General features: G+C 58.7%; 25 protein-coding genes and 3 tRNA genes. 12 read left to right on the plus strand and 16 right to left on the minus strand.

The window, feature by feature from the left end; genetic code table 11:
- Positions 1-53: 53 nt before the first annotated feature.
- A complete protein-coding gene (gene lrp, locus ACB028_RS11675; RefSeq protein WP_005300047.1) occupies positions 54-545 on the minus strand; it encodes a leucine-responsive transcriptional regulator Lrp in 492 nt (163 codons plus the stop codon).
- 149 nt (positions 546-694) lie between these two features.
- Here lrp and ald point away from each other — a divergent pair, with 149 nt between their 5' ends.
- From ald to ACB028_RS11690, 3 genes are all read left to right on the plus strand, one after another.
- Complete coding sequence (gene ald, locus ACB028_RS11680) at positions 695-1,810, plus strand: alanine dehydrogenase (RefSeq protein ID WP_042069613.1); 1,116 nt, start codon at positions 695-697, stop codon at positions 1,808-1,810.
- Positions 1,811-1,994: 184 nt separating this feature from the next.
- Positions 1,995-2,945 (plus strand): thioredoxin-disulfide reductase, encoded by a 951-nt coding sequence (trxB, locus tag ACB028_RS11685; protein WP_026456807.1) that lies wholly within the window; start codon positions 1,995-1,997, stop codon positions 2,943-2,945.
- A gap of 63 nt (positions 2,946-3,008) precedes the next feature.
- Positions 3,009-4,256: a diguanylate cyclase domain-containing protein gene (locus ACB028_RS11690; RefSeq protein ID WP_026456806.1), complete on the plus strand. Its 1,248-nt coding sequence runs from the start codon at positions 3,009-3,011 to the stop codon at positions 4,254-4,256.
- Between the two features lie 81 nt (positions 4,257-4,337).
- Here the strand turns inward: ACB028_RS11690 and ACB028_RS11695 are convergent, their stop codons facing one another.
- On the minus strand, positions 4,338-4,811 hold the full coding sequence (locus ACB028_RS11695; protein ID WP_042029219.1) for a glycine zipper 2TM domain-containing protein: 474 nt from the start codon (positions 4,809-4,811) through the stop codon (positions 4,338-4,340).
- Positions 4,812-4,830: 19 nt separating this feature from the next.
- Here ACB028_RS11695 and aat point away from each other — a divergent pair, with 19 nt between their 5' ends.
- From aat to infA, 3 genes are all read left to right on the plus strand, one after another.
- Positions 4,831-5,538 carry a leucyl/phenylalanyl-tRNA--protein transferase gene (aat, locus tag ACB028_RS11700; protein WP_371144352.1) on the plus strand — a complete coding sequence of 236 codons (708 nt, stop codon included), beginning with the start codon at positions 4,831-4,833 and terminating at the stop codon, positions 5,536-5,538.
- The gene (locus tag ACB028_RS11705; RefSeq protein WP_201978775.1) at positions 5,535-6,251 is read left to right on the plus strand and encodes an arginyltransferase; all 717 of its coding nucleotides are present in this window, start codon (positions 5,535-5,537) and stop codon (positions 6,249-6,251) included. Before aat ends, ACB028_RS11705 begins: the two co-directional genes overlap by 4 nt.
- 68 nt (positions 6,252-6,319) lie before the next feature.
- Positions 6,320-6,538 (plus strand): translation initiation factor IF-1, encoded by a 219-nt coding sequence (gene infA / locus ACB028_RS11710; protein WP_005300033.1) that lies wholly within the window; start codon positions 6,320-6,322, stop codon positions 6,536-6,538.
- A 68-nt stretch (positions 6,539-6,606) separates the two neighbouring features.
- Here the strand turns inward: infA and clpA are convergent, their stop codons facing one another.
- Both clpA and clpS read right to left on the minus strand, forming a co-directional pair.
- Positions 6,607-8,862 carry an ATP-dependent Clp protease ATP-binding subunit ClpA gene (gene clpA / locus ACB028_RS11715; RefSeq protein ID WP_042029222.1) on the minus strand — a complete coding sequence of 752 codons (2,256 nt, stop codon included), beginning with the start codon at positions 8,860-8,862 and terminating at the stop codon, positions 6,607-6,609.
- A 59-nt stretch (positions 8,863-8,921) separates the two neighbouring features.
- Positions 8,922-9,239 carry an ATP-dependent Clp protease adapter ClpS gene (gene clpS, locus ACB028_RS11720; protein WP_026457984.1) on the minus strand — a complete coding sequence of 106 codons (318 nt, stop codon included), beginning with the start codon at positions 9,237-9,239 and terminating at the stop codon, positions 8,922-8,924.
- Between the two features lie 228 nt (positions 9,240-9,467).
- Here clpS and cspD point away from each other — a divergent pair, with 228 nt between their 5' ends.
- Positions 9,468-9,686, plus strand: coding sequence for a cold shock-like protein CspD (cspD, locus tag ACB028_RS11725; RefSeq protein ID WP_010674510.1), 219 nt, complete (start codon positions 9,468-9,470; stop codon positions 9,684-9,686).
- Between the two features lie 127 nt (positions 9,687-9,813).
- Here cspD and folD read toward each other — a convergent pair whose 3' ends face one another.
- Positions 9,814-10,668, minus strand: coding sequence for a bifunctional methylenetetrahydrofolate dehydrogenase/methenyltetrahydrofolate cyclohydrolase FolD (gene folD / locus ACB028_RS11730; RefSeq protein ID WP_201941198.1), 855 nt, complete (start codon positions 10,666-10,668; stop codon positions 9,814-9,816).
- Positions 10,669-10,882: 214 nt separating this feature from the next.
- Between folD and ACB028_RS11735 the strand changes: the two genes are divergently transcribed.
- The 4 genes from ACB028_RS11735 to ACB028_RS11750 all read left to right on the plus strand — a co-directional run bounded on the left by ACB028_RS11735 (position 10,883) and on the right by ACB028_RS11750 (position 12,894).
- Positions 10,883-10,959: transfer RNA gene (locus ACB028_RS11735), tRNA-Pro, on the plus strand.
- 36 nt (positions 10,960-10,995) lie between these two features.
- Positions 10,996-11,072: transfer RNA gene (locus ACB028_RS11740), tRNA-Arg, on the plus strand.
- Positions 11,073-11,121: 49 nt separating this feature from the next.
- Positions 11,122-11,197, plus strand: a tRNA-His gene (locus ACB028_RS11745).
- 533 nt (positions 11,198-11,730) lie between these two features.
- Positions 11,731-12,894 carry a PLP-dependent aspartate aminotransferase family protein gene (locus tag ACB028_RS11750; protein WP_371144353.1) on the plus strand — a complete coding sequence of 388 codons (1,164 nt, stop codon included), beginning with the start codon at positions 11,731-11,733 and terminating at the stop codon, positions 12,892-12,894.
- A 73-nt stretch (positions 12,895-12,967) separates the two neighbouring features.
- On the opposite strand, the gene ACB028_RS11755 is transcribed toward ACB028_RS11750, so the two are convergent.
- The 3 genes from ACB028_RS11755 to ACB028_RS11765 form a co-directional block, all read right to left on the minus strand.
- Complete coding sequence (locus ACB028_RS11755) at positions 12,968-14,629, minus strand: AMP-binding protein (protein ID WP_371144354.1); 1,662 nt, start codon at positions 14,627-14,629, stop codon at positions 12,968-12,970.
- Positions 14,630-14,727: 98 nt separating this feature from the next.
- A complete protein-coding gene (locus ACB028_RS11760; RefSeq protein WP_042029226.1) occupies positions 14,728-15,006 on the minus strand; it encodes a YfcL family protein in 279 nt (92 codons plus the stop codon).
- A 109-nt stretch (positions 15,007-15,115) separates the two neighbouring features.
- Entirely contained in the window at positions 15,116-16,231 is a 1,116-nt protein-coding gene (locus ACB028_RS11765; protein ID WP_371144355.1) for an ATP-NAD kinase family protein, read from the minus strand.
- A gap of 109 nt (positions 16,232-16,340) precedes the next feature.
- Here ACB028_RS11765 and ACB028_RS11770 point away from each other — a divergent pair, with 109 nt between their 5' ends.
- On the plus strand, positions 16,341-17,069 hold the full coding sequence (locus ACB028_RS11770; RefSeq protein WP_225632097.1) for a TerC family protein: 729 nt from the start codon (positions 16,341-16,343) through the stop codon (positions 17,067-17,069).
- Positions 17,070-17,151: 82 nt separating this feature from the next.
- Here ACB028_RS11770 and ACB028_RS11775 read toward each other — a convergent pair whose 3' ends face one another.
- The 8 genes from ACB028_RS11775 to ACB028_RS11810 form a co-directional block, all read right to left on the minus strand.
- Entirely contained in the window at positions 17,152-17,640 is a 489-nt protein-coding gene (locus tag ACB028_RS11775; RefSeq protein WP_042029229.1) for an OmpA family protein, read from the minus strand.
- 26 nt (positions 17,641-17,666) lie between these two features.
- Entirely contained in the window at positions 17,667-18,908 is a 1,242-nt protein-coding gene (locus tag ACB028_RS11780; protein ID WP_201941194.1) for a diguanylate cyclase domain-containing protein, read from the minus strand.
- Positions 18,905-19,474 carry a YfiR family protein gene (locus ACB028_RS11785; protein WP_342012797.1) on the minus strand — a complete coding sequence of 190 codons (570 nt, stop codon included), beginning with the start codon at positions 19,472-19,474 and terminating at the stop codon, positions 18,905-18,907. The genes ACB028_RS11780 and ACB028_RS11785 overlap by 4 nt, the downstream gene beginning before the upstream one ends.
- Positions 19,475-19,649: 175 nt before the next feature.
- Complete coding sequence (gene tyrR / locus ACB028_RS11790) at positions 19,650-21,197, minus strand: transcriptional regulator TyrR (RefSeq protein WP_342012053.1); 1,548 nt, start codon at positions 21,195-21,197, stop codon at positions 19,650-19,652.
- A gap of 134 nt (positions 21,198-21,331) precedes the next feature.
- Positions 21,332-21,424 (minus strand): 4a-hydroxytetrahydrobiopterin dehydratase, encoded by a 93-nt coding sequence (locus ACB028_RS11795; RefSeq protein WP_268884775.1) that lies wholly within the window; start codon positions 21,422-21,424, stop codon positions 21,332-21,334.
- A 28-nt stretch (positions 21,425-21,452) separates the two neighbouring features.
- Positions 21,453-21,791 carry a 4a-hydroxytetrahydrobiopterin dehydratase gene (locus ACB028_RS11800; RefSeq protein WP_042069638.1) on the minus strand — a complete coding sequence of 113 codons (339 nt, stop codon included), beginning with the start codon at positions 21,789-21,791 and terminating at the stop codon, positions 21,453-21,455.
- 51 nt (positions 21,792-21,842) lie between these two features.
- The gene (phhA, locus tag ACB028_RS11805; RefSeq protein ID WP_371144356.1) at positions 21,843-22,637 is read right to left on the minus strand and encodes a phenylalanine 4-monooxygenase; all 795 of its coding nucleotides are present in this window, start codon (positions 22,635-22,637) and stop codon (positions 21,843-21,845) included.
- Between the two features lie 146 nt (positions 22,638-22,783).
- Positions 22,784-24,214, minus strand: coding sequence for a gamma-aminobutyraldehyde dehydrogenase (locus ACB028_RS11810; RefSeq protein ID WP_371144357.1), 1,431 nt, complete (start codon positions 24,212-24,214; stop codon positions 22,784-22,786).
- Positions 24,215-24,232: the final 18 nt, after the last annotated feature.

Raw genomic sequence — 24,232 nt, forward strand, 5'->3', positions numbered from 1 at the left:
TTTCTGACTGTTATGGTGTCTCATATGGATAAGACACCATAGCATAACCTGCTTTATCGGGTGCTGATCACCAGACGACTGCTCTGTTTGACCTCTTCCATCACCACGTAGGTGCGGGTGTCGTTGACACCGGGCAAGCGCAGCAGGGTCTCCCCCAGCAGCCGGCGGTAGGCCGACATGTCGCTCACCCGGGTCTTGAGCAGATAATCGAAATCACCGGATACCAAGTGACACTCCTGGATCTCTTCGAGCACCTGAACGGCCTTGTTGAACTGTTCGAATACATCGGGGGCCCCGCGGTTAAGGGTGATCTCGACGAAGACCAGCAAAGAGGCATCCAGGTAGTGAGGGTTCAGAATGGCGGCATATCCTTCGATATAACCCTGTCGCTCGAGGCGACGAACCCGTTCCAGACACGGTGTGGGACTCAGGCCAACTCGTTTGGACAACTCAACGTTCGAAATCCTGCCATCCTTTTGCAGTTCATTCAGAATGTTGCGGTCAATCCTGTCCAAATCCTTTAGCCGACTCTTAGCTTCCATCATTTTATTCCATCCTTTGGCTATTTTTTGGTAAGAATCACCAGTCATTTTATAATTATGGTCACAAATCCTGTCAATACCTGAATATACTAGGCGCAAATGTTATTAACATTTAAGCAACATAAAACACCAATCGATAGACGAGGGATAGCATGATTATCGGTGTACCGAAAGAGATAAAAAACCATGAATATCGCGTAGGCATGGTTCCGGCCAGTGTACGTGAACTGACAGCACGAAACCACACTGTTTTCGTCCAAAGCGGTGCCGGAAACGGCATTGGCTTCAGCGATGCAGATTATATGGCTGCCGGCGCCGATATTTTGGCCACCGCCGCCGAAGTTTTCGCCAAGGCCGAGATGATCGTCAAGGTCAAGGAGCCCCAGCCAATCGAGTGCGCCATGTTGCGCCCGGGTCAGACCCTCTTTACCTACCTGCATCTGGCGCCGGATCTGCCACAGACCGAAGCCTTGCTGAAAAGTGGTGCCATCTGCATCGCTTACGAGACGGTCACCGATGGTCGTGGTGGCTTGCCCCTGCTGGCTCCCATGTCGGAAGTCGCGGGTCGCATGTCCATTCAGGCGGGCGCCCAGGCACTGGAGAAATCCCGCGGTGGTAGCGGCGTGCTGCTCGGTGGCGTGCCCGGCGTAGAACCGGCCAAGGTGGTGATCATCGGGGGTGGTGTAGTGGGTTCCAACGCGGCCCGCATGGCCATCGGCCTGCGCGCGGATGTCACCATTCTTGACAACAACATTGATGCCCTGCGCCGACTCGACAACGAGTTCCAGGGATCAGCCAAGGTGGTCTACTCCAACAGCGAAACCCTGGAACGTCATCTGCTGGCCGCCGATCTGGTCATTGGCGGCGTGCTGGTGCCGGGTGCTACTGCGCCAAAACTTGTCAACCGTGACCACATTGCGCGCATGAAGCCTGGCTCGGCCATCGTCGACGTGGCCATCGATCAGGGCGGCTGCGTGGAGACCTCCCACCCCACCACTCACGAAGATCCCACCTTTATCGTCGATGACGTGGTGCACTACTGCGTGGCCAACATGCCGGGCGCCGTGGCGCGAACCTCGACCGTGGCCCTCAACAATGCCACCCTGCCCTTCATCATCAAGCTGGCGCAACAAGGGTATCGTCAGGCGCTGCTGGCAGACTCCAATCTGCTGCATGGTCTCAACGTGATGGAAGGCAAGCTGACTTGCAAGGAGGTCGCCGTGGCCCATGGCCTTGTCTACACGGATCCCCTGACCCTGCTGAACTGATCTGCTCGATGTTCCCAAGAGACGATGAGTGAGAATCCGCCCGCGATGGGCGGTTTTTTTTATTTCCCAAACCCGCCCCGCCGCTCATACGTACACGATTAAAACAATCGACTCACTGGCCTTTGACCCCTTATCACGAATTACCTACAATCGCGCAAACTCATTACGTCTCGGAAATTACATCATGAGCCAAGTCACTCACAGCAAACTGCTGATCCTGGGCTCCGGCCCGGCCGGTTACACCGCTGCCGTCTATGCCGCCCGCGCCAATCTCAATCCCCTGCTCATCACCGGCATGCAGCAAGGCGGTCAGCTGACCACCACCACAGAAGTGGAGAACTGGCCTGGCGATCCCGAAGGCCTCACAGGCCCGGCCCTGATGGAGCGCATGAAAGAGCATGCGGAGAAGTTTGATACCCGCATCCTGTTCGATCACATCAACGAGGTGGAGCTGACCCAGCGCCCGTTCCGTCTCAAGGGTGACAACGGCGAGTACACCTGCGATGCCCTGATCATCGCCACCGGTGCCTCTGCCAAGTATCTGGGCCTGCCCTCCGAAGAGGCGTTCAAGGGGCGCGGCGTCTCTGCCTGCGCCACCTGTGACGGTTTCTTCTATCGCAATCAGGAAGTGGCGGTGATCGGGGGTGGCAACACTGCCGTGGAAGAGGCGCTCTATCTGGCCAACATCGCCAAGAAGGTGCACCTCATTCACCGCCGCGACGAGTTCCGTGCCGAGAAAATCCTGATCAAGCGCCTGCATGACAAGGTAGCCAGCGGTAATATCGTACTGCACACCCACCAGACCCTGGACGAAGTGCTGGGCGATCAGATGGGAGTCACCGGCGTGCGCCTGCGCAACACCCAGGACGACACCACCTCCGAACTGGCACTGATGGGCGTCTTCATCGCCATCGGTCACCAGCCCAACACCCAGATCTTCGACGGCCAGCTGGAGATGCAAAACGGCTATCTGAAAGTTCGTGGTGGCCTTGACGGCTTTGCCACCCAGACCAGCATCGAAGGGGTCTTTGCCGCCGGTGACGTGGCCGACCACACCTACCGTCAGGCCATCACCTCCGCCGGTACCGGCTGTATGGCGGCCCTCGATGCAGAACGCTATCTCGACGCACAATAAACGCGCTCCAGATGTGATATAAGGCATACCCTCGGGTATGCCTTTTTCATATGTAGGAGTCTAATGAAGCAGAAGATATTGATAGTCGAAGACAGCCTGACCATACGTCGCATGCTGACTCAAGCCATTGCCCAGCAAACCGGTCTTGAGATTGATGCCTTCGACACCCTGGAAGGCGCCCGTCATTGCCGGGGAGAAGAGTATGTGGTGGCGTTGGTGGACTTGACGCTGCCGGATGCCCCAAGCGGTGAAGCCGTCAGCGCACTGCTGGCCCGTGGCCTGCCGGTGGTGATCCTTACCGCCGACATCAGCGAGGACAAACGCAGCGCCTGGCTGGAAACCGGGGTGCTGGATTATGTGATGAAGGATTCGCGCCACTCGCTGCAATATGCGGTCAGCCTGGTGCATCGCCTCTATCTCAACCAGGCCATCGAAGTGCTGGTCGTCGATGATTCGCGCACCTCCCGCCACCGCACCATGACCCAGCTGCGCAAACAGTTGCTGCAGGTTCATGAGGCGAGCCACGCCCGTGAAGCGCTGGCCATGCTGGAGCAACACCCGGGCATTCGCCTGGCGCTGGTTGACTACTACATGCCGGATATCGACGGGATCAGCCTGGTACGTATGCTGCGCGAGCGCTACAGCAAACAGCAACTGGCCATCATAGGGATCTCGGTCTCCGACAAGCGGGGGCTGTCGGCTCGCTACCTCAAGCAGGGGGCCAACGACTTCCTCAACCAGCCGTTCGAGCCGGAAGAGTTGCAGTGCCGGGTCAGCCACAATCTGGAGGCGCTTGAGCAGTTCAACAGCATTCAGGAGTCAGCCAATCGCGACTACCTGACCGGCCTGTACAACCGGCGTTACTGGTTCAATGAAGGGCAGAAATGGTTCGAAGAGCATCAGCGCCAACAAACCCAGCTCGCGCTCTGTGTACTCGATGTGGATCACTTCAAACAGGTCAATGATCACTGGGGCCATGCCATCGGCGATCAGCTGCTCTGCCACCTCACCCGCCTGATGACCCAGTTCTTCCCCGATGCCATGATTGCCCGTTTTGGGGGGGAAGAGTTTGCACTCATGGTCCCGCACTGCACCGTGAGCGTCCTTAACAAACGGCTGGAAGGGCTGCGTCAGCAGTTGCGCCAGCAACCTCTTTCCAAGGAGCATCCCCTGTTCGTGCGCGCCAGTTACGGCGTGATCAATGTCGGGCGGGGATCCATGGACGAGGCACTGAGCGAAGCGGATCGCCTGCTGTACCAGGCGAAAAATACCGGTCGCGACAAAATCGTGTCTCAGGACCCAGCCGCCTGACCGGCAAGCAGTGAGTCCCGTGTGTTACCGCCCGACAGATTTTCTCTCCGAAAATCTGTCGGTTGTTTTTCAGCCCCTTTCTCAAAACGTCTTGTCGACCCGCACACCGTCATCGAAATAGAGAATGCGGACCTTGTCCCCCTTCATGAACACCATGGCGGGATCATAATCCTGGATCACGTTGACCAGCCCATTCTGTTCGTTGCGGATGAGCAGTTCCACCAGCTTGTTTTCCACCACGCTGCCACCGGACGACTGATACTGCTGCGCCATGGCTGCCCCCGCCAGCGCCCCCACTGCGGTCGCAATTTCCCGGCCATGACCACCGCCAAACTGGTTGCCAAGCAGCCCTCCCAGCACGGCGCCACCCAGGGTTTTCCAGCCTGAGTGCTCGGATTCCAGGATCTGGCGCTGAGTAATGTTACGCACCGTATCCACTTCGCCAAATACCACCTGATTCACGGGCCTGGCGGTATTGCGCTCATACACAGCAGCCCAAGCTGGCGCAGTGACAAACCAGATCAAGCTGGATACTATCAGGATAATGCCCTTCATCTGTGAACCTCGTTGCCTAATGTCTCGCTATCTTACCCAACTGGATGATGAGCTCTGCTGGTTTCCCGACCCAAAGCATGCCCTGGAAGAGCCCAACGGCCTGCTGGCGATTGGGGGCGATATCTCCCCGACACGTTTGCTGGCAGCTTACCACAAGGGGATCTTCCCCTGGAATGAGCCCCACCAGCCGACGCTCTGGTGGTCACCGGATCCCCGGGGGGTGATCCGGCCAGAGCAACTGCACATAGGACGCACCTTGCAAAAAGTGCTGCGCCGCACGTCATTCGATATTTCCGTCAATCGCGCCTTTAATGAGGTAATCACCGCCTGCGCCGCACCGCGGCGCACTGCCGATGAGACCTGGATCAGCAGGCCCATGATCGAGGCTTATCAGCAACTTCATCGCCTGGGTCATGCCCACTCCATCGAGATCTGGCAAGAAGGACGGTTGCAGGCGGGATTGTACGGACTCTCGATTGGCCGACTGTTCTGTGGCGAGTCCATGTTCAGCCACATCGACAATGGCGCCAAACTGGCCATGGTGGCCCTCTGTCGTCACTTTGCTCGTCATGGGGGTGAACTTGTCGATTGCCAGATGCAGAACCCGTTTCTCGCCACCCTAGGTATTGAAGAGTGGCCAAGAGCCCGCTTTCTGAAAGCACTGACAGTACTGGGGCAACAAACATTGGCGGCGACATGCTGGCACAAGGGGGAGATCAGCCTATGACGGAAGAAGTGATCCTCAAAGTAGGGCTCACCCCGAAACACCCTTGCAGTTATCTGGACAAGGAACAGGAACAGTTGCTGGTGCTGATGGACCACTCCCTGCTCAATGCCAGCGGTTATGAGCGCCTGCTGACCGCAGGATTTCGCCGCAGTGGCAACGACATCTATCGCCCCCACTGCCCCGCTTGCCATGCCTGCCAATCTCTTCGTATTCACAGTGAACTGTTTCGCCCCAGCCGCGGGCAAAAGCGGATCCGCCAGCTCAACAGGGATATCGACATCGTGCTGAGCTACGATGACAAACCCGAATATTACCTGCTCTACGAGCGCTACATCCGGGAGCGCCACCGCGATGGCAGCATGTATCCCCCCAATCGCAACCAGTATCGCGGCTTTCTCCATTGCGACTGGATGCCCCCTCTTTTTCTGGAAATGCGCAAGGAAGGGCGGCTCATCGGAGTAGCCACTACGGACCTGCTGCCTCACTCCCTGAGCGCCATGTATACCTTTTTCGACCCTGATTACGCCGACCGCTCTCTGGGCACCTTTGCCATCCTGAGCCAGCTCGATCTCGCCAGACGCACGGGGCGTAACTGGCTCTATCTCGGCTATCTGGTAGAAGAGTGTCGCAAGATGAATTACAAGCGCAATTATCTGCCCCATGAGGTGCTAATCCAGGGAGAATGGAAAAATATCGACAGCAAGCCCGAGTAAACTTTACACATAGCCTTAAATCCGGCATGATCCAGCGGTTTTTTGTTGTGGCTTATCAAGAGGATTCAATGGCTAAAGAAGACAGTATTGAGATGCAGGGCACTATTCTCGAAACCCTGCCCAATACCATGTTCCGTGTGGAACTGGAGAATGGTCACGTGGTTATCGCTCATATTTCCGGCAAGATGCGCAAAAACTACATTCGTATCCTGACTGGAGACAAAGTAACGGTAGCACTGACTCCCTACGATCTCTCCAAGGGACGTATTGTTTTCCGCTCTCGCTAAGCCAGGAATTCAGCAAAAAACCCCAACCTTTCGGTTGGGGTTTTTTGTCGTTCTCTAATCACAGATGCTTAGTGGGAAACAGCTTCAACATCGACCTGAAAGTCAAAGCTGAGGCTGTCATCAACCAGCTCAACCTTCACGACCCCACCATCGACCAATGAGCCAAACAGGATCTCGTTGGCCAGGGGTTTCTTGAGGTGCTCCTGGATCACCCTCCCCATCGGTCTGGCCCCCATGGCTCTGTCATATCCCTTCTCGGCCAACCAGTGACGAGCACGTTCTGACACCTCGAGAGAGACACCTTTCGCATCCAGCTGAACCTGCAACTCGACAATAAACTTGTCGACGACCTGGTGGATCACCGTCATATCCAGATGGTTGAACCAAATGATGTGGTCGAGACGGTTGCGAAACTCCGGGCTGAATGTCTTGTTGATCACCGCCATGGCATCGTGGCTCAGATCCTGCTGCTGGAAACCGATGGACTTGCGTTGGGTTTCCTGCACCCCGGCATTGGTGGTCATCACTAGGATCACATTGCGAAAATCAGCCTTGCGCCCGTTGTTATCGGTCAAGGTCCCGTTGTCCATCACCTGCAGCAACAGGTTGAAGACATCCGGGTGCGCCTTCTCAATCTCGTCGAGCAACACCACTGAGTGAGGGTGCTTGATCACCGCATCGGTCAACAGGCCACCCTGTTCAAACCCGACATAGCCGGGAGGCGCACCGATCAGGCGGGAGACTGTGTGGCGCTCCATGTACTCGGACATGTCAAAGCGCAGCATCTCCACCCCGAGGGCCTTGCCCAGTTGTTGGGTCACCTCTGTCTTACCCACCCCGGTCGGACCGGCAAAGAGGAAACAACCGACAGGGCGACGCTCGTTACCCAATCCCGAACGGGACAAACGGATCGCATCGGTCAGCACTTCGATGGCTTTGTCCTGGCCGAAGACCACCATCTTGAGATTACGCTCCAGATTTTTCAGCACTTCCTTGTCGGAGGAGGAGACTGATTTTTCCGGGATACGGGCAATCTTGGCCACGATGGCTTCTATTTCCTGCACATTGATCACTTTCTTGCGCTTACTCGCCGGCAACAACCGTTGTCCGGCACCCGCCTCATCGATCACGTCGATGGCTTTATCCGGCAAATGACGATCGTTGATGTATTTGGCCGACAGTTCCACCGCGGCACGGATCGCTTTGACGGTATAACGTACCCCGTGGTGTGCCTCGTAGCGGCTCTTGAGCCCCATCAGGATACGTGTGGTATCGTCAACGCTCGGTTCGACGATATCGATCTTCTGGAAGCGACGGGCCAGTGCACGGTCTTTCTCGAAGATCTGGGCATATTCCTGATAGGTGGTTGAACCAACACAGCGCAGCAAACCGTTAGAGAGCAGCGGTTTGATGAGGTTGGCCGCATCCAGTTGGCCACCGGAGGCTGCACCGGCACCGATGATGGTGTGGATCTCGTCGATGAACAGGATGGCCCCTTCCTGGCGTTCAATCTGCTTGAGCAGCACCTTGAGGCGTTTCTCGAAATCGCCGCGGTATTTGGTTCCCGCCAGCAAAGAGCCCATATCGAGTGAGTAAATGGTGCTGCCGGCAATTACCTCGGGTACATCGCCCTTGACGATCCGGTAGGCCAGCCCCTCGGCGATGGCGGTCTTGCCGACACCGGCCTCACCGACCAGCAGGGGATTGTTTTTGCGACGACGACACAACACCTGGATGGTGCGATTCAACTCCTGATCACGACCGATCAGGGGGTCAATGCGCCCCTCCAGCACCAGCTGATTCAGATTGGTCGCAAAACTCTCGATCTGGGCGGCAGAGACGTCGTCATCAGACTCAGGATTGCTATTGCTGCCAAGGTCCGGCTTGCTCTCCTTGCGAACACCATGGGAGAGGAAGTTGACCACGTCGAGGCGACTGATCTCGGCTTTTTTCAGGAAGTAAGCCGCTTGCGACTCCTGCTCGCTGAAAATGGCGACCAGGACATTGGCACCACTGACTTCGGTGTTGCCCGATGATTGCACATGGAACACCGCACGCTGAAGCACTCGCTGGAATCCCAGCGTCGGCTGGGTTTCACGATCTTCATCGTCACGGGGAATAAGAGGGGTTGTTTGATTGATGAATGCGCGGATCTCTTTGCGCATCTGCTCGACATCGGCACCACAAGAACTCAGCGCCTCATGGGCTGAGCTGTTATCCAGCAGGGCTAACAACAGGTGCTCGACGGTCATGAATTCGTGGCGCTCGTCACGGGCCAGTTTAAACGCCTCGTTCAGCGTCTTTTCCAGATCTTTATTCAACATAGGCACCTCCCCTAGTACAGCTACAATGTGGTGTCACACTCGCCATCAAGTCATCAGATTCAAGCCTTTTCCATAGTACATAGCAGTGGATGTTCGTGGTTACGTGAATAGGTGTTGACCTGGACTACTTTGGTTTCGGCGATCTCTGCGGTAAACGTGCCACAGATCCCCTTACCACTATAATGCACGCTCAGCATGACCTGAGTTGCCTTGTCCAAATCCATACCAAAGAACTTTTGCAGCACCTCCACCACGAACTCCATCGGTGTGTAGTCATCATTGTTCAACACGACCTTGTACATGGGGGGCGGCTGCAGCTTTGTCTTCTCTGCTTCTGCAATCTCTTCATTAGCAAAGAGTTCTTTCTGCTTGCTCATAATCGCGCTTTGGTACCTCTAGATTACTACCGCCTAACACAAGCTTGTCAATAGACTTGTTAACCAGATCACATCAACTGTTAACAACTTCTTGACTCGCTCAAAAGTTGGACTAGATTGGTTACTTGCTAATCTGTGCCCGTCTGCTACGGGCTCATGTCCTAGTTATAATGGGCTGGCGCAGGTTACTCAACGACTTCTGGGTAATCAATAAAAGGATGTAGAAGTATGGCAACCGGCACAGTTAAGTGGTTCAACAACGCAAAAGGATTTGGGTTTATCTGTCCGGAAGGAGGTGGTGAAGATATCTTCGCGCACTACTCCACGATTCAAATGGAGGGCTACAAGACCCTGAAAGCAGGTCAGGCCGTCAATTTTGAACTACAACAGGGGCCGAAAGGAAATCACGCCTCCGTTATTGTGCCAAACGAAGCACAAAATATTTAAAACCATGCGTTGGATAAATAAAAAACCGGTTTCTCCCAGAGAAACCGGTTTTTTATTATCTATACCTGTGACTTCTGTGCTCCACGACTGTCTCGTGCCCTAATCACGGACACCTCATCGGCTATCTTCAGTCGTGATAGTCGTTACAGGCGATCAGGGTGTTTTCCATCAGGCTGGCGACTGTCATCGGTCCGACACCACCTGGCACAGGCGTGATAAAAGAGGCATGACTGCGTGCCGTTTCAAACTCAACGTCCCCTACCAGAGAGCCATCCGCCAGACGATTGATACCCACATCGATCACCAGCGCTCCCGGCTTGACCCACTCCCCCGGAATGAAATTGGGCTTGCCGACCGCTACCACCAGCAAATCAGCGCGGCGCACCTGCTCTTCCAGATCGCGGGTAAAACGGTGACAAGTGGTGGTCGTGCACCCCGCCAGCAGCAGCTCCAGAGTCATGGGGCGTCCCACTATGTTGGATGCTCCGACCACCACCGCATGCAAACCATGGGTCTTGACTCCTGTGGTTTCAATCAGCGTCATGATCCCTTTCGGGGTGCAGGGGCGCAGTGCCGGAATACGCTGTGCCAGACGCCCGACATTATAAGGGTGAAAACCATCGACATCCTTGTCGGGGCGGATCCGCTCCAGTACCAGGGTCGTATCGAAGTGAGCCGGCAGCGGCAATTGAACCAGAATGCCATCGACATGGCTGTCGTCATTCAATTCATCGATCAAGGCCAGCAACTCTTCCTGAGTGGCCGTCGCACTCAAGTCATAGGAGCGGGAGAGAAACCCGACTTCTTCACATGCCCGGCGCTTGCTGCCGACATAGACCTGAGAGGCAGGATCCGCCCCCACCAGAATGACGGCCAGCCCCGGTGCCCGTTTCCCTGCCGCCAACCGCTGTTGGACCTGCGCCGCGACCTGGCTGCGAATCGTTTGCGCAACCTGTTTTCCATCTATGATTTTGGCAGACATCGTACTCCACTCACCATGTGTTCAACTGCCGCGCATTGTCGCATTTTTTTAGCCGGGATGTTAGCGGCACAGATAGGTCGCATGACCAGAGGGCAATAAGTAGGCACTTGAATTTACTGGGGGAAAAAGTCGTTGACGCTGGCTCCAACGCTTGGGTATGATGCCCGCCCGTTGCCCAGTACGACTCTTGTCGAGTATGCTGGACGCGGTATTTCGGTGATTAGCGCAGCCCGGTAGCGCATCTGGTTTGGGACCAGAGGGTCAAAGGTTCGAATCCTTTATCACCGACCAAGTTTGTCAACTTGCCTGCATGGCGGGTTGAGATACGCGCCCTTAGCTCAGTCGGATAGAGCAACGGCCTTCTAAGCCGTGGGTCGCAGGTTCGAATCCTGCAGGGCGCGCCATTGATTCCCTCTATTATCAGATAAATGGAAATCAATGACGGTTTTAGTGGTGGCTGTAGCTCAGTTGGTAGAGTCCCGGATTGTGATTCCGGTTGTCGTGGGTTCGAGCCCCATCAGCCACCCCATTATCTCTCTGCTCTCGCAATTCATAGCGAGCAGAACACTCTCCAGAGTGAAACAAAAAAACCGGCCTATGCCGGTTTTTTTGTTTTTGCCCTTCTGTAAAATCAAAGGACTAAGCCCGTTCTTTGCTCTATGTATTCCACTTCATAAAGACACAAAATCATCAATACTCTGAATCTTGTTTCGTTTTTGCTTATAACTCAGAATAATTTGTTGTTTATGTTTTATTACGCAAAACGGTAACCTCTCCCATTCTCACCCACTTCCTATTACCGGACTCGCTATCCCGTCGCTAACTGCACTGCTGCAGCCCATGAACCTGCACTGATGTTCTTGCAGTTCGCAACATCACGCAATCAAGGCCAGGCATTCAAGCCCCATGACTATGCCCAACCGCACTGGTTGTCCTTGACCTTGCCAATCAGGATAGAGCGAGGAGCAAACAAACCATAGACGGACTTCGAGCAACTTGGCTTGCCAACCATAATCACACCTGAATATCTGTGCCAGTTTCTGGCGACCACGGAGTAACACAATGAAATTCAAGACCATGAGCGTGCACAGCGGCCAGCGGATCGATCCCCAGACCGGGGCACTGACCACTCCGCTCTACCAGAGCAGTACCTTCAGCTACTTCAACGCCCAGGCGGGCAAGGAGCGCTTTGCCGGCCAGGCTCCCGGGTTCATTTACAGCCGCTTTGGCAACCCCACCACCGCCGAGCTGGAGCAGAAGCTGGCAGCGCTGGAAGGAGCCGATGAGGCACTGGTGGTGGCCAGTGGCATGGCGGCGGTGAGCGCCATCATGTATGCCCTGGCCGATTGCGGCGATGAAGTGGCCTATATTGGTCCTCTCTACGGTGGCACAGATGCGTTCCTCAAACAGACCTTCAGCCGCGCTGGCATCAAGGTCACCGCCTACGAGAGCGATCAGGATCTGCTGGCCAACATCCGCCCCGCCACCAAGGTCGTGTTGTTCGAAACCCTGACCAACCCCACCCTCAAGGTGGTGGACCCGCGAGTGGTGGTCAAGGCGGCCCGCAAGGTGGGCGCCATCAGTGTGTGTGACAACACCTTCCTCACCCCCTATCTACTGCGCCCACTGGAGCTCGGTGTCGATCTGGTGATGCACAGCGGTACCAAGTACCTGGGCGGCCACGGCGACATCATCGCCGGTGTGGTGGCCGGATCCCACGCGCTGATGAAATCCATCCGCACTGTGGCACTCAAACATATCGGCTCCCCCATCGGCCCACAGGAGGCCTACCTGCTGCAACGGGGAGTCAAGACCTTGCCGCTGCGCATGGATGCCCACCTGCACAATGCGCAAAGAGTCGCCGAATTTCTGGCCGCTCACCCGGCAGTGAAGAAGGTGATCTACCCGGGGCTGGCCAGCCATCCGGGCCACCCTGCCCTTAGCACCTTCGCCAGCGGCTTTGGTGGCATGGTGAGCATAGAGCTGGAAGGAGGGTTTGAGCGCTGCGCCGCCCTGCTCGACAACTTGCAACTATTCGTGCAGGCGGTGAGCCTCGGCGATCTCGAGAGCCTGGCCTGCCATCCGGCCAGCACTACCCATGCCGCCATGGACGAGGCGAGCCGCCTCGCCGCCGGGGTGAATGACGATCTCATTCGTTTCAGCATAGGGGTGGAGGATGCGGACGATCTCATCGCCGATCTGGCGGCGGCGCTCGCCCTCCTTTAACTCTTTTACCTAACACAAAAACGGCGGCCATCATGGCCGCCGTTTTCACAACGCGATCAGGCGATGTCTGACATTACTCTTCCCACACGATGGGGCGTGAAGGCCACTGCTCGCCGATATCGGCATATTTTTGCTCCAGCAGGTGGCGGCGGATCTTCATGGTGGGAGTGAGCACGCCGTTCTCGATATTCCAGGGTGTCTTCACCACCAGGATGCCACGCAACTTGGCATGAGCCTCCAGCTGATCGTTGACCCGGTTGCGGGCCGCCTCCAGCTGGGCCTCGACCGCTCCCCTGTCTCCCTTCATGGCGCTTTCGGCGAGCTGCACCAAGGCGATGGGTTGCGGCATGCCATAACCAATCACGCACAGCTGCTCTATGATGGACTCCTGCCCAAGCAACCCTTCGATGGGGACAGGCGCCACATACTTGCCCTTGGCGGTCTTGAACACATCCTTCATCCGCCCCGTGATGGTGAGATACCCCTCCCTGTCCAGCTTGCCCATGTCGCCGGTATGGAGCCAGCCATCCGCATCGATGGCCTCGGCGCTGTGCTCGGGATCCTTGTAGTAGCCCAGCATCATGCCTTCGCAGCGGCAGAGGATCTCCCCTTCATCGGAGATCTTGATGGTCACGCCAAGCCCCGCCTTGCCGACGGTACCGATCTTGTCGGCCCTGAACGGATAGTTGATGGTGGAGTAGGCATGGTTTTCAGTCATGCCCCAGGCTTCGGTGACATTCAGGCCGATGCTCAGGTACCACTCAAGCAGGGCCGGTGACACAGGCGCCGAGCCGCAGCCCAGCACACGCGCCTGATCCAGCCCCAGCCCCTTTTGCAGCTTGCTCTTGATGAGGCTGGAGACCAGCGGGATTTTGAGCAACAAATCGAGTTTCTTCTGGGGCAATTTCTCGAGGATCTTGATGCGGAACATGGCCCACAGGCGCGGCACCGAGATGAACACGGTGGGACGGCAGCGCTTGACGTCCTCGATAAAGGTGTCGAGGGATTCGGGGAAAGCGATGGTGGCGCCGCCAAACAGGCTACCGCCATAGATGTAGACCCGCTCTGTGATGTGAGCGAGGGGCAAATAGGAGAAGCCGCGATCGGCCTGAGTCAGGCCAACCGTTTCCACCAGCTTCTCGCAAGACCAGGCGTAACGCTCGACGCTCAGCATGGCCCCTTTCGGCTTGCCGGTGCTGCCAGAGGTGTAGACCAGGCTCAGCAAGGAGTCCGGCGCCTGCACCGGGCTGTCTGGAATGGGCTCGTGCGACTCCAGCAGGTCGTCCCACTGGTGGCTGGCCGGCATGGTGTCATAGGGAAAGGCGATACGCAGCAGATCGGCGGGGACGCCGGCCTCCTGACTCTTCCAGTCATCCAGCTTGCCGACGAAGATAGCCTTGGCTTCGCTGTGGCGCAGCACATATTCGATGGTATCAACGTTGGCGGTGGGATAGATGGGCACACTCACATACTGCCCCATCTGCATGGCGAGATCGGCGATGAACCACTGGGCACAGTTCTTGGAGAGCAGCGCCACCTTGTCACCAGAAACCAGCCCCAGATGACGCAGGGCCGTCACCATGCGCCGCGCCTCTTCCGCCACTTCACCCCAGGTGAAGTCGACATATTCGCGGTTGATGGTTTGTCGCAGATAGATCCGATCAGGACACTGCCGCTCCCAGTGATAGAGCATCTCGAGCGGCAGTTTCTTGGCAATACTGGATGTGGAAGCCATAGTTTAATCCCTGAAACAAAAGGCGATACTTATTATTAACCTTTTGATAACTATCAGGGAAGCAGAAACTCATACTTCCGTTTGAAATTTGTTTTTGATCAAGCTTCCGCTTGTTGCTGCAGGCGTTTCCACATGGTCTGCACCAGCTCTTCATCCTGCTCGGAGAGCTCCCCCTGCAAGATGGCCTCGTTGAGACTGCGCAGCACATAGCTCTTGACGTCGCGCACCAGGGTCTTGCCTTCCAGCTCGGCCCGGGCCACCGCCAGCGAGATATGCCCCCGCAAGTATCCTCCGGCAAACAGCTCATCGTCTGTCGCGGTGGCAACCATGTCGTCGATCAGTCCCAACAACTTGTGCTCAAAATCGTGAATCGTCATGTAACGCAGCCTCATTTCCGGGGTTGCCGGCAAAATAATTCGGGGGTATGGAACCGCAATCCGGTTGATTGCGGCTCTCTGGCGCCAGGCCAGCGGCTTCCTTGACGTCCTATTCCGGGTTGGCCACCGGGTAGATGACCTGATCCTTGTATCCCGTGGTGATCCGCAGATAACCACTCAACGCCCGGTTCAATTCGGGATCATCGGTATCCACCAGCAGCGGTCGGCCCTCAAGCGCGGCCAACTTGCTCTTGGTCGCCAGCACCTGGATATTTTCCAGTCCGACACACCGAATCACCTCTGGACTCAATTGCTGATTTCCGCGCCCGAACAGATGTCCCTGACCGCCTATCAGGGTAATGATCAGACGGCAGCGACGGCCGCGGATCCGGGTCAGGATCTCGGCGGCGGACAGATCCTGCCCGATAAGCCGGCCATTTTCCACCAGATCCACACCGAGCAAGGTATTTTCCAGGCCAAGCTCCGCCATGCAGGCGGCCACCGTGCTGCCGGACCCCATCAGGTAGAGAATATCGGGTTCCATTTGCTCCACAAAGCCGGCGGCCAGATCCGCCAGCACCAGCTCTTCGGACTCCTTGCCCCCCTGCTTGACCGCCTGTACGTAACGCAGATCGCCGGGCACCAGCAGCTGGCCATAGTGACGGGCACGCACCTTGCCCGCTCGAAACGCCTCTTCATCTATGTCCATCACCTCGGCATCGATGAGGCTGAGCAGCTCCCCTGCGATCATCCGTGCCGCCACCCTGCCCGTCGCGGCAGGGGTCACCCCGTAGACCCCCGAGTGGATCTTGCAGCCCGCCGGAATGCCGAGCACATGGCACGACTCCCCCACCGCCGCACAGATATCCCGCGCCGTGCCATCGCCGCCGGCAAACAGCAGCAAATCGACCCCGGCATCGCGCATCCGCTCGGCCGCCTGACGGGTGTCGGTGGCGCTGGTGGCCTCCCCTTCGGGGTGGTAGACAATCCGGCAGGGCAAGCCAAGAGAATGGGCCAGCGCCTCCCCCATTTCGCCGGCGACCGTCAGCAACTCGAACCGCTCAGTCAGCTCGCACAGTGGCAACAGGGCCTGCCGTGCCCGCTCTTGAGCCTTGGGCACGGCGCCACGAGCAAGCGCCTCTTCCACTACGCCATCACTGCCCTTGAGACCAACTGCCCCGCCAATGCCGGCAACCGGATTAATGATGAGTCCTAATCGAAACATGTGTCCCTCCCTTACGATGGCGACCATTCTTATCTTTTCGCCACACTGGGACAAGCGGTCTCCCCCTGTTAAAATGTTCCGTTTCGTTTTTCCCTATCAAGGTGCAATTATGTTGGAATGGGTTCTTGACCCCTCAGCCTGGGTCGCTCTCGCTACTCTTACCCTGCTCGAAATCGTACTTGGCATTGACAATATCATCTTCATCTCCATCCTGGTCGGCCGCCTGCCCGAGGCCCAGCGCCAGAAGGCGCGCATTCTGGGACTGGCGCTCGCCATGGGCACCCGCATCCTGCTGCTGCTCTCCCTGGCCTGGGTGATGCGCCTCACCAGCCCGCTCTTCACCGTGCTGGGCGAGGCCATCTCGGGGCGCGATCTGATCCTGTTGCTGGGGGGCCTGTTTCTCATCGGCAAGAGCGCCCACGAGATCCACGCCACTCTAGAGGGCGCGGCTGAGCCTGAGAGCACGACGGCCGTCGCCTCCGGCTTTGTCAGCACCCTGCTCCAGATCGCCATCCTCGATATCGTGTTCAGCCTGGATTCCGTCATCACAGCAGTCGGCATGGCGGATCATGTACCCGTCATGGTGCTGGCCATCATGATCGCCGTCTTCATCATGATGTTCGCCGCCAAGGCCATCGGCGATTTTGTCGACAGCCACCCCACCATCAAGATGCTGGCGCTCTCCTTCCTCACCCTGGTAGGCTTCGCCCTGATGGCGGAAGGACTTGATGTGCACATTCCGAAGGGGTACATCTACTTCGCCATGGCCTTCTCGCTGGTGGTGGAGATGATCAACATTCGCCTGCGCAGCCACACGACTGCCAGCGGGCAGAAATAGCCATCACGATCGCAGGATCAAAAAGAGCGCCTCCCGGGGCGCTCTTTTACTATGTACACGACATGTCTGGCTGGCTCTTGCCTTATTCGTTGGCAATCACGATAGCCACCCGACGATTGTCTGCCCGTCCGGCCGAGGTGCGATTGTCGGCTACCGGGGCCGTATCACCACGCCCGCGGACCTCGAGGTTGGCCGGCTTCATGCCCACCGAGACCAGCACATCCGCCACCGACTGGGCCCGTTTCACCGAGAGCTGCTGGTTATAGGCGGCGTCACCCGTGTTGTCGGTATGACCGTCTATCCTGGCCTTGTCGAGGCCCACCTTCAGCAGGGAGTTGCCCAGCGTTTCCACCGCCTGGCGGGTCTGTGGCGTAAGCTTCCCGACGTTGTTGGCAAACAACACCCGGTTGGCAAAATCCAGCGTCCAGCCTTCATCTGTCAGATGAAAACCTTGCTCCTTCAATACCGTCACTTGTTCTTCGGTCAATCCCCTGGGCGGACTCTGACAGCCAGCCAGCAGGGAAAACAGCAGGCCAAGTACGGCGGCCTTGAGGGAGAGGGACATCTTCATGGTTACGACTCCTTAACGACTTCCATTCACGCCGTCCTGGCGGCATCAACCTCCTCTCGACGGGCGCGTTTTGCCAGATACATGGCACTGTCAGCCAGCGCACAAAGCTCGCTGGCACTTGTCCCGGGCTGATGGATGGCAAACCCTATGCTGATCCCGGCGACCAGCTGCTGCCCATCCCGCAATACCACAGGATCCTTCATCGCCTGCTGAATACGAGTGATCACCTCTTCCACATCCATAGCCTGATGGGCGGGACTCAACAGTATGGCGAATTCGTCTCCCCCGAGGCGGCACACCAGATCCCGCGGCCGCAGCTGGTGCTGCACACGCTTGGCCAGGGTAACCAGCACATCATCGCCGGCGTTGTGCCCGAGGGAATCATTGATCTGCTTGAAGCGATCACAATCAAGGTAAAGCAGTGCAAAGGAGCTACCCTCCTGCTCCACCTCTATGATGGCCTGCTCCAGACGAGCCTCGAACAGTGCCCGATTGGGCAGCCCCGTCAAGGCATCGTGAGTCGCCTGATGCAGCAGGCTGGCATTCTCGCGAGCCTGATGCTGCTGCCATTCCTGCAACTCGTCGAGCAGGGAGTTGAAATCCTCCCCCAACTCGTTGAGCTCAACGATGGCAGCGGGGCTGGCGCGCATCCCAAGGGTGCGCTGGCGGCGCACCGAGTGGGCAACCTGCGCCAGATCCCTCAGCGGCCCGATGATCGACACCTGCATTCGTCCTGCCACATAGAGCGCCCCCATGGCACTGAGCAGCAGGCAGACCAGCATCACCAGCAACACCGCCAGCAAAAACAGCAACAGCGACTGTCCGTGTCCCCTGACCCGCACTTCGGCGATCACTTCCTTGCCCCGCATCATGGACTCACGGGCAGGCCCCGGCAGTATCCGTTCGGCCAGGTAGTTCTCCAGCCCCGCCAGGGGGGTATTCGTGGCTCGACGCCAGTTTGCCAGCAGGGTGCCATCGGGCAGATAGATCTGCGCTTCGGCAACCTCTTCACGCTCGGCGATGGTTCTGAGCGCCTCGTTGGCCGCCTCCTCATCCCGGAACACCACAGCCGCCTCTGCGGTATAGCTGATGGCTCGGGCCACCAGCTCCAGATTGTGCTCCGCATGGAACCGCATGGCCAGCAAGGCGATCAGGGTAAGGAAGATCCCCACTACGCAGGCCGAGGTGAAGGCTGCCATCAGGTGGGTACGTCTGAGGTTTTGGTGCAGGGTCAGTCGTTGATCACGAGAGCCTGGCCAGGCCGTCATGGAGCCCCCCTATTCGCCTTGGCAAGCTTGAGGACAGCGGGATGGACCCGCACACCGCTCAGGGCCAACGCATCCAGGTTGACGTCGAAGCGAACCCGCTCGCTCGCGGGATCCGGCTGCAAACAGAAGACTGCACTGGCACTGCACTCGGCGTTCTGTTCACTGATGCTGAGCACGGCCCGGCCTTTCAGGCGGGAAAAGAGGTCGAGCCGGGTCGTCTCATCCACCACCCCCAGATAGAGGACATCACAGTGATCGCGGATGGCAGGATCCGTCACCCCGTAACGATTGACGCTTACCGCTCTCCCATTGCTCTGCCCCGTGATGGAGAAGAGGGCGCCGGCATATTCGGTCGGCGCCACCACACACAGACGCAGCACCTCGGGCTCCACCGGCCAGCGGGTGTAGCTCATGATATCGAGCACCAGCTCCTTGACGGCACTCGCCCGCACCTCGGCAGCCGTCTTCGCCGCGGCGATGGTCCCCGAAGGAAATACCAGCCCCAGTGCCAGCAACAGGAGTGACAGGCGGACAACAACGCCAGGGGAAGGAAATAACATCAGGATAAAACCGCCTCTCTATATCACCGCCATCGTGCGGTTTCGGTACATGAACTGGAGAGAGTAAGGGGCCCGGCAACCCCTTGACAAGTCCGGATCCGGTCCCGATGGTCGGGTCGTACAAATAAAAACGGAGCCCATATTCCAATGGACTCCGTTGGATGCAAGGGGCGGGAGGAGATTACTTCTTGCCGATCCCGTATTCCCGCAACTTGTTGGCGATGGCGGTATGCGACACACCCAGCCGTTTGGCGAGCTGGCGGGTCGACGGGAAGGCCGGATAGAGCCGCGCCAGCAACTGGCTCTCGAAGCGCTTCACCGCATCGTCGAGATCCCCCTCGAACCACTCGTCGATGAGCGGCATGGCCTCGGCAGCCACCGGCAGATCGATCTGCTCGGGACCCAGCTCATCCCCTTCCAGCAGAGTCATGGCCCGATAAAGACAGTTGCGCAGCTGGCGCACGTTGCCGGGCCAGCGATAGGCGGTCAGGTAATCGGCCATGTTGCGGGTAAAGCGCGGACGCGGGCGCTGCAACTCGCTGGCAAAGCGGGAGACAAACTGCTGGGCCAGCGCCATGATGTCCGCCTTGCGCTCGCGCAGGGGGGGCAGAGCCAGACTCAGCACGTTGAGGCGATAGTAGAGATCTTCCCGGAACTTGCCTTCATGCACCAGATCCAGCAGTTGCTTTTGGGTGGTGCAGATGAAGCGCACGTTGACCTTCACCTCCTGCTCGTCGCCCACCCGGCGAAATACCCCGTCCTGCAGCACTCGCAGAAACTTGGTCTGCAGATGGGGAGACATGTCGCCGATCTCGTCCAGCATCAGGGTGCCACCGCTCGCCAGCTCCAGCACGCCGCGCTTGCCCTCGGTGTTGTTGCCAAAGGCGCCGGGGGCATAGCCAAACAGCTCGCTCTCGGCCACGTTGTCCGGCATGGCGGCGCAGTTGAGGGCCATGAAGGGGTGGCTGGAGCGCAGGCTGGCGCCGTGACAGGCGCGAGCCAACAATTCTTTGCCGGTGCCGGTCTCGCCAACGATGAGCAGCGGGGCATCCTGCATCGCCAGCTTGCGGGCCTGGGCCAGCACCTCTTTCATCTTGGGGCTCTCGGCCTGCAGATGCTCAAAGCCCCCCACCTCCACCGCATGGAGAGCGCTGAAATGCATGCCGACCCGGCGGGCGGACTTGAGCACCACCACGGCGCCGGCCAGGGCCTGTTTGCCCTTCTCCTCGGCCACAAACAGCGGCATCAGATCCGCCAGATACTCCTCACCATGGATGGTGAGCTTGCAGGTCTGGGGCTTGATCTCGCTCGCCTCCAGCCAGCGACCGAAGGAGAAGCCCTTGACCAGGGAGCCCAGCGCCACGCCGCGCACCTCCTCCACCGGCAGGCCGAGGGTGGTGAGCGCCGACTGGTTGGCCTGGGTCACCTTGCCCTTGCTGTCGAGGGAGAAGACCAGATCCGGCAGCGCCTTGAGCAGCGCCTCGATTTCGTGGTGTTCCCGTTCGGAGGGCATGTAGGGGATGGTCTTGACGTCATAGACGCCGGGAATGCGGCGGATCTCCGGCATCAGGTGCTGGAAATCACGAAACTCCAGCTCGGGAAAGTTGAGATAGATGATGCCTGAGGTATCGATTTCGATGCCGCGCAGATCGATGTTGTGCTCCACCAGGCGGTCGAGCAGTTCCCGGGTCAGGCCCAGGCGGTCTTCACAGCTGACTTCAAGACGCATTCGGGACACACTTCCTAGCTAACTCTATGAATGACGGGATAATACAGACTCGCCCCCCCCAGTGCGAGCGCCAGCCCATAAAAATGCGGGCCTACCCCGCTTTCGCCGGGCAGGCCCTGGTCAACCCATGACGCTTATTTGAGCAGCTGATCGGTGCGCGCCGCCATGATGAAATCGTTGCGGTGCAGCCCCCCAATCTTGTGGGTCCACCAACTCACGGTCACCATATCGCCCACTCGATGAGTGGTGGCGTCTTCACTTCAGCAGCTCATCCGTGCGTGCCGCCATGATGAAGTCGTTACGGTGCAACCCGCCGATCTTGTGGGTCCACCAGCTGACAGTGACCTTGCCCCACTCGGTCAGGATGGCCGGATGATGAAACTCCGCCTCTGCCAACTCGCCGAGCCGGTTGGTAAAGGCCAGCGCCTCCTTGAAATTGCGAAAGACGAATTCGCGCCTCAGCTGCAGCGCCCCCTCCACGACCAGCGGCTGCCAGTCAGGGATGAGATGCATCAGCTCGGCCAGCTCCTGATCGCTGACTTTGGGGGCATCGGCGCGGCACGCTTCACACTGCTGGCTCGCCAGTTCGGACATGGGACTCTCCTTGTTGCTCTCTTGATGGGGATCACGAAAAACGGGTGACGTTCAGCTCGCCTGCTTGCCCGCGGCGGGGGCAAAGCGTGGCGGGCGCAAGCCAAGGCGTTTGGCCTCGGCCAGCGCGGCCAAGATCTCCTCCCCGGTCAGCCGGTAGAGGGTATCTAGGCTTGGCAGCACAAAATAGGTGGGCTGCATGATATCGATGCGATAAGGGGTGCGCAGTATCTCGAGCAGGTCGAAGGGTTGCAACAGCGGCTGGCCCGAGAGGGCATAGGCGGTCTCGCCGATGGAAGAGAGAATACCGCCGCCGTAGATCCTAAGCCCCGCCGGGCTTTCAATCAGGCCAAACTCCACGGTGAACCAGTAAAGGCGCGCCAGAAAGACCCGCTCCTCCTTGCTTGCCTTCTGCCCCAGCTGGCCATAGAGATGAGTGAAGTGAGCAAAGGCGGGATTGGTCAGCATGGCGCAGTGACCGAAGATCTCGTGAAAGATATCCGGCTCCTGCAGGTAGTCGAGCTCGTCCCGATGGCGAATGAAGGTCGCCACCGGAAACTGGCGATTGGCCAGCAGGGCGAAGAAGCGATCGAACGAGATGAGGGCAGGTACCGCGGCCACCGACCAGCCGGTGGCCTCTTGCAACACGGCATTGATCTCTGCCAACTGGGGGATGCGATCCCGGGGCAGGCCGAGGCGGGCCAGCCCCGCCAGGTACTCATCGCACGCCCTCCCCTCCAGCGCCCCGAGTTGGCGGGCGATCAGGATCTGCCAGGTGCCATGATCTTCATCCGGGTAGTGAATGACACCCCGGGCATCCGGCTGATATGCGGTGTAAAGCGTTGTCATAGCGGTTCCATCCCTCAGCCCGGTGCGGGCTCCTTGACACTCTCTGGATCACTGTAACGTTTCGCCCCGCAAAAAAGCAGCCGACCCTCGGGTCGGCTGGCGGCAACAAATGTAAATAATTTGTGACAACCATTCTGGCTACGCTGCTAGAGCTTGACCATGATGTGGCGCGGCACCGTGTAGTCCTCCAGGGCGTAGAGGGAGAGATCCTTGCCATAGCCGGACATCTTCATGCCGCCGTGGGGCATCTCGGAGGTGAGCATAAAGTGGGTGTTGATCCAGGTGCAGCCGTACTGCAGGTGGTTGGCCACCTTGCTGGCAAGGCCGAGATCCCGGGTCCAGACCGAGCTGGCGAGGCCGTAGTCGGAGTCGTTGGCCCACTGCACCACCTGCTCGGCGTCGCTGAAGCGGGTCACCGACACCACGGGGCCGAACACCTCCCGGCGTACGATTTCATCCTCCTGGCGGGCATGGGCGATCAGGGTCGGCTCGAAGAAAAAACCGTTACCGGCGCGGATCTTGCCGCCGGTGGTCACCTCCACGTGGCCGCTGCTCTGGGCCCGCTCCACGAAGCTGGCCACCCGGTTGCGCTGCCGGTCCGAGATAAGCGGTCCCATCTCCACCCCCTCCTCGCGCGGACCGCCCACCTTGATGGAGGCCACCGCATTCGTCATGGCGGCGACGAATTTGTCATAGATCTTGCCTTGGGCATAGATGCGGCAGGCGGCGGTGCAGTCCTGGCCGGCGTTGTAGAAGCCGAAGGTGCGGATGCCCGCCACCACGGCCTCCAGATCCGCATCGTCGAAGATGATGACCGGCGCCTTGCCCCCCAGCTCAAGGTGGGTGCGCTTCATGGTACGGGCGGCGCTCTGCAGGATCTTCTGGCCGGTGGCGATGTCACCGGTCAGCGACACCATGCGTACCAGCGGGTGCTCCACCAGCGGTGCCCCCACGCTCTCGCCCCGGCCGCAGACGATGTTGATGACGCCGCGTGGGAAGAGCTCGCTGGCCAGCTCCGCCAGGCGCAGGGCGGTGAGGGGGGTCTGCTCGGAGGGCTTGAGCACGACCGTATTGCCGGCGGCGAGCACCGGGGCCATCTTCCAGGCCGCCATCATCAGCGGATAGTTCCAGGGGGCGATACTGCCCACCACTCCGATGGGGTCACGGCGGATCATGCTGGTGTGCCCCTCGATGTACTCCCCGGCGAGCGGCCCCTGCAGGCAGCGGGCGGCACCGGCGAAGAAGCGGAAGCAGTCCACCACCGCCGGCAGCTCGTCGTTCAGCACCGCCAGATAGGGCTTGCCGCAGTTGAGGGATTCCAGCGCCGCAAACTCCTCGGCGTGGCGTTCGATGGCATCGGCCAGGCGCAGCAGCAGGGTACTGCGCTGGGCTGGCGTGGTGCGGCTCCACTGGGCGAAGGCGCGTTGGGCGCCGTTCACCGCCCGGTTCACCTGCTCGAACGAGGCTTCGGGCACCGAGGCGATCAGCTCACCGGTAGCCGGGTTGAGGATGGGCTCGGCCTGGCCGTCACCGGTGACGAACTGACCGTCGATCAAGAGTTGGGTAGAGAGTTTCATGGTTGCATCCTTGCGCAC

The organism is Aeromonas sp. S9(2024) (genome assembly GCF_041403185.1).
Taxonomy (GTDB): Bacteria; Pseudomonadota; Gammaproteobacteria; order Enterobacterales; family Aeromonadaceae; genus Aeromonas; species Aeromonas enteropelogenes.

Coding starts and splice junctions, on each gene's coding strand:
- lrp (WP_005300047.1), bottom strand. CDS start 545: ATGATGGAAGCTAAGAGTCGGCTAAAGGATTTGGACAGGATTGACCGC.
- ald (WP_042069613.1), top strand. CDS start 695: ATGATTATCGGTGTACCGAAAGAGATAAAAAACCATGAATATCGCGTA.
- trxB (WP_026456807.1), top strand. CDS start 1,995: ATGAGCCAAGTCACTCACAGCAAACTGCTGATCCTGGGCTCCGGCCCG.
- ACB028_RS11690 (WP_026456806.1), top strand. CDS start 3,009: ATGAAGCAGAAGATATTGATAGTCGAAGACAGCCTGACCATACGTCGC.
- ACB028_RS11695 (WP_042029219.1), bottom strand. CDS start 4,811: ATGAAGGGCATTATCCTGATAGTATCCAGCTTGATCTGGTTTGTCACT.
- aat (WP_371144352.1), top strand. CDS start 4,831: ATGTCTCGCTATCTTACCCAACTGGATGATGAGCTCTGCTGGTTTCCC.
- ACB028_RS11705 (WP_201978775.1), top strand. CDS start 5,535: ATGACGGAAGAAGTGATCCTCAAAGTAGGGCTCACCCCGAAACACCCT.
- infA (WP_005300033.1), top strand. CDS start 6,320: ATGGCTAAAGAAGACAGTATTGAGATGCAGGGCACTATTCTCGAAACC.
- clpA (WP_042029222.1), bottom strand. CDS start 8,862: ATGTTGAATAAAGATCTGGAAAAGACGCTGAACGAGGCGTTTAAACTG.
- clpS (WP_026457984.1), bottom strand. CDS start 9,239: ATGAGCAAGCAGAAAGAACTCTTTGCTAATGAAGAGATTGCAGAAGCA.
- cspD (WP_010674510.1), top strand. CDS start 9,468: ATGGCAACCGGCACAGTTAAGTGGTTCAACAACGCAAAAGGATTTGGG.
- folD (WP_201941198.1), bottom strand. CDS start 10,668: ATGTCTGCCAAAATCATAGATGGAAAACAGGTTGCGCAAACGATTCGC.
- ACB028_RS11750 (WP_371144353.1), top strand. CDS start 11,731: ATGAAATTCAAGACCATGAGCGTGCACAGCGGCCAGCGGATCGATCCC.
- ACB028_RS11755 (WP_371144354.1), bottom strand. CDS start 14,629: ATGGCTTCCACATCCAGTATTGCCAAGAAACTGCCGCTCGAGATGCTC.
- ACB028_RS11760 (WP_042029226.1), bottom strand. CDS start 15,006: ATGACGATTCACGATTTTGAGCACAAGTTGTTGGGACTGATCGACGAC.
- ACB028_RS11765 (WP_371144355.1), bottom strand. CDS start 16,231: ATGTTTCGATTAGGACTCATCATTAATCCGGTTGCCGGCATTGGCGGG.
- ACB028_RS11770 (WP_225632097.1), top strand. CDS start 16,341: ATGTTGGAATGGGTTCTTGACCCCTCAGCCTGGGTCGCTCTCGCTACT.
- ACB028_RS11775 (WP_042029229.1), bottom strand. CDS start 17,640: ATGAAGATGTCCCTCTCCCTCAAGGCCGCCGTACTTGGCCTGCTGTTT.
- ACB028_RS11780 (WP_201941194.1), bottom strand. CDS start 18,908: ATGACGGCCTGGCCAGGCTCTCGTGATCAACGACTGACCCTGCACCAA.
- tyrR (WP_342012053.1), bottom strand. CDS start 21,197: ATGCGTCTTGAAGTCAGCTGTGAAGACCGCCTGGGCCTGACCCGGGAA.
- ACB028_RS11795 (WP_268884775.1), bottom strand. CDS start 21,424: ATGGTGACCGTGAGTTGGTGGACCCACAAGATTGGGGGGCTGCACCGC.
- ACB028_RS11800 (WP_042069638.1), bottom strand. CDS start 21,791: ATGTCCGAACTGGCGAGCCAGCAGTGTGAAGCGTGCCGCGCCGATGCC.
- phhA (WP_371144356.1), bottom strand. CDS start 22,637: ATGACAACGCTTTACACCGCATATCAGCCGGATGCCCGGGGTGTCATT.
- ACB028_RS11810 (WP_371144357.1), bottom strand. CDS start 24,214: ATGAAACTCTCTACCCAACTCTTGATCGACGGTCAGTTCGTCACCGGT.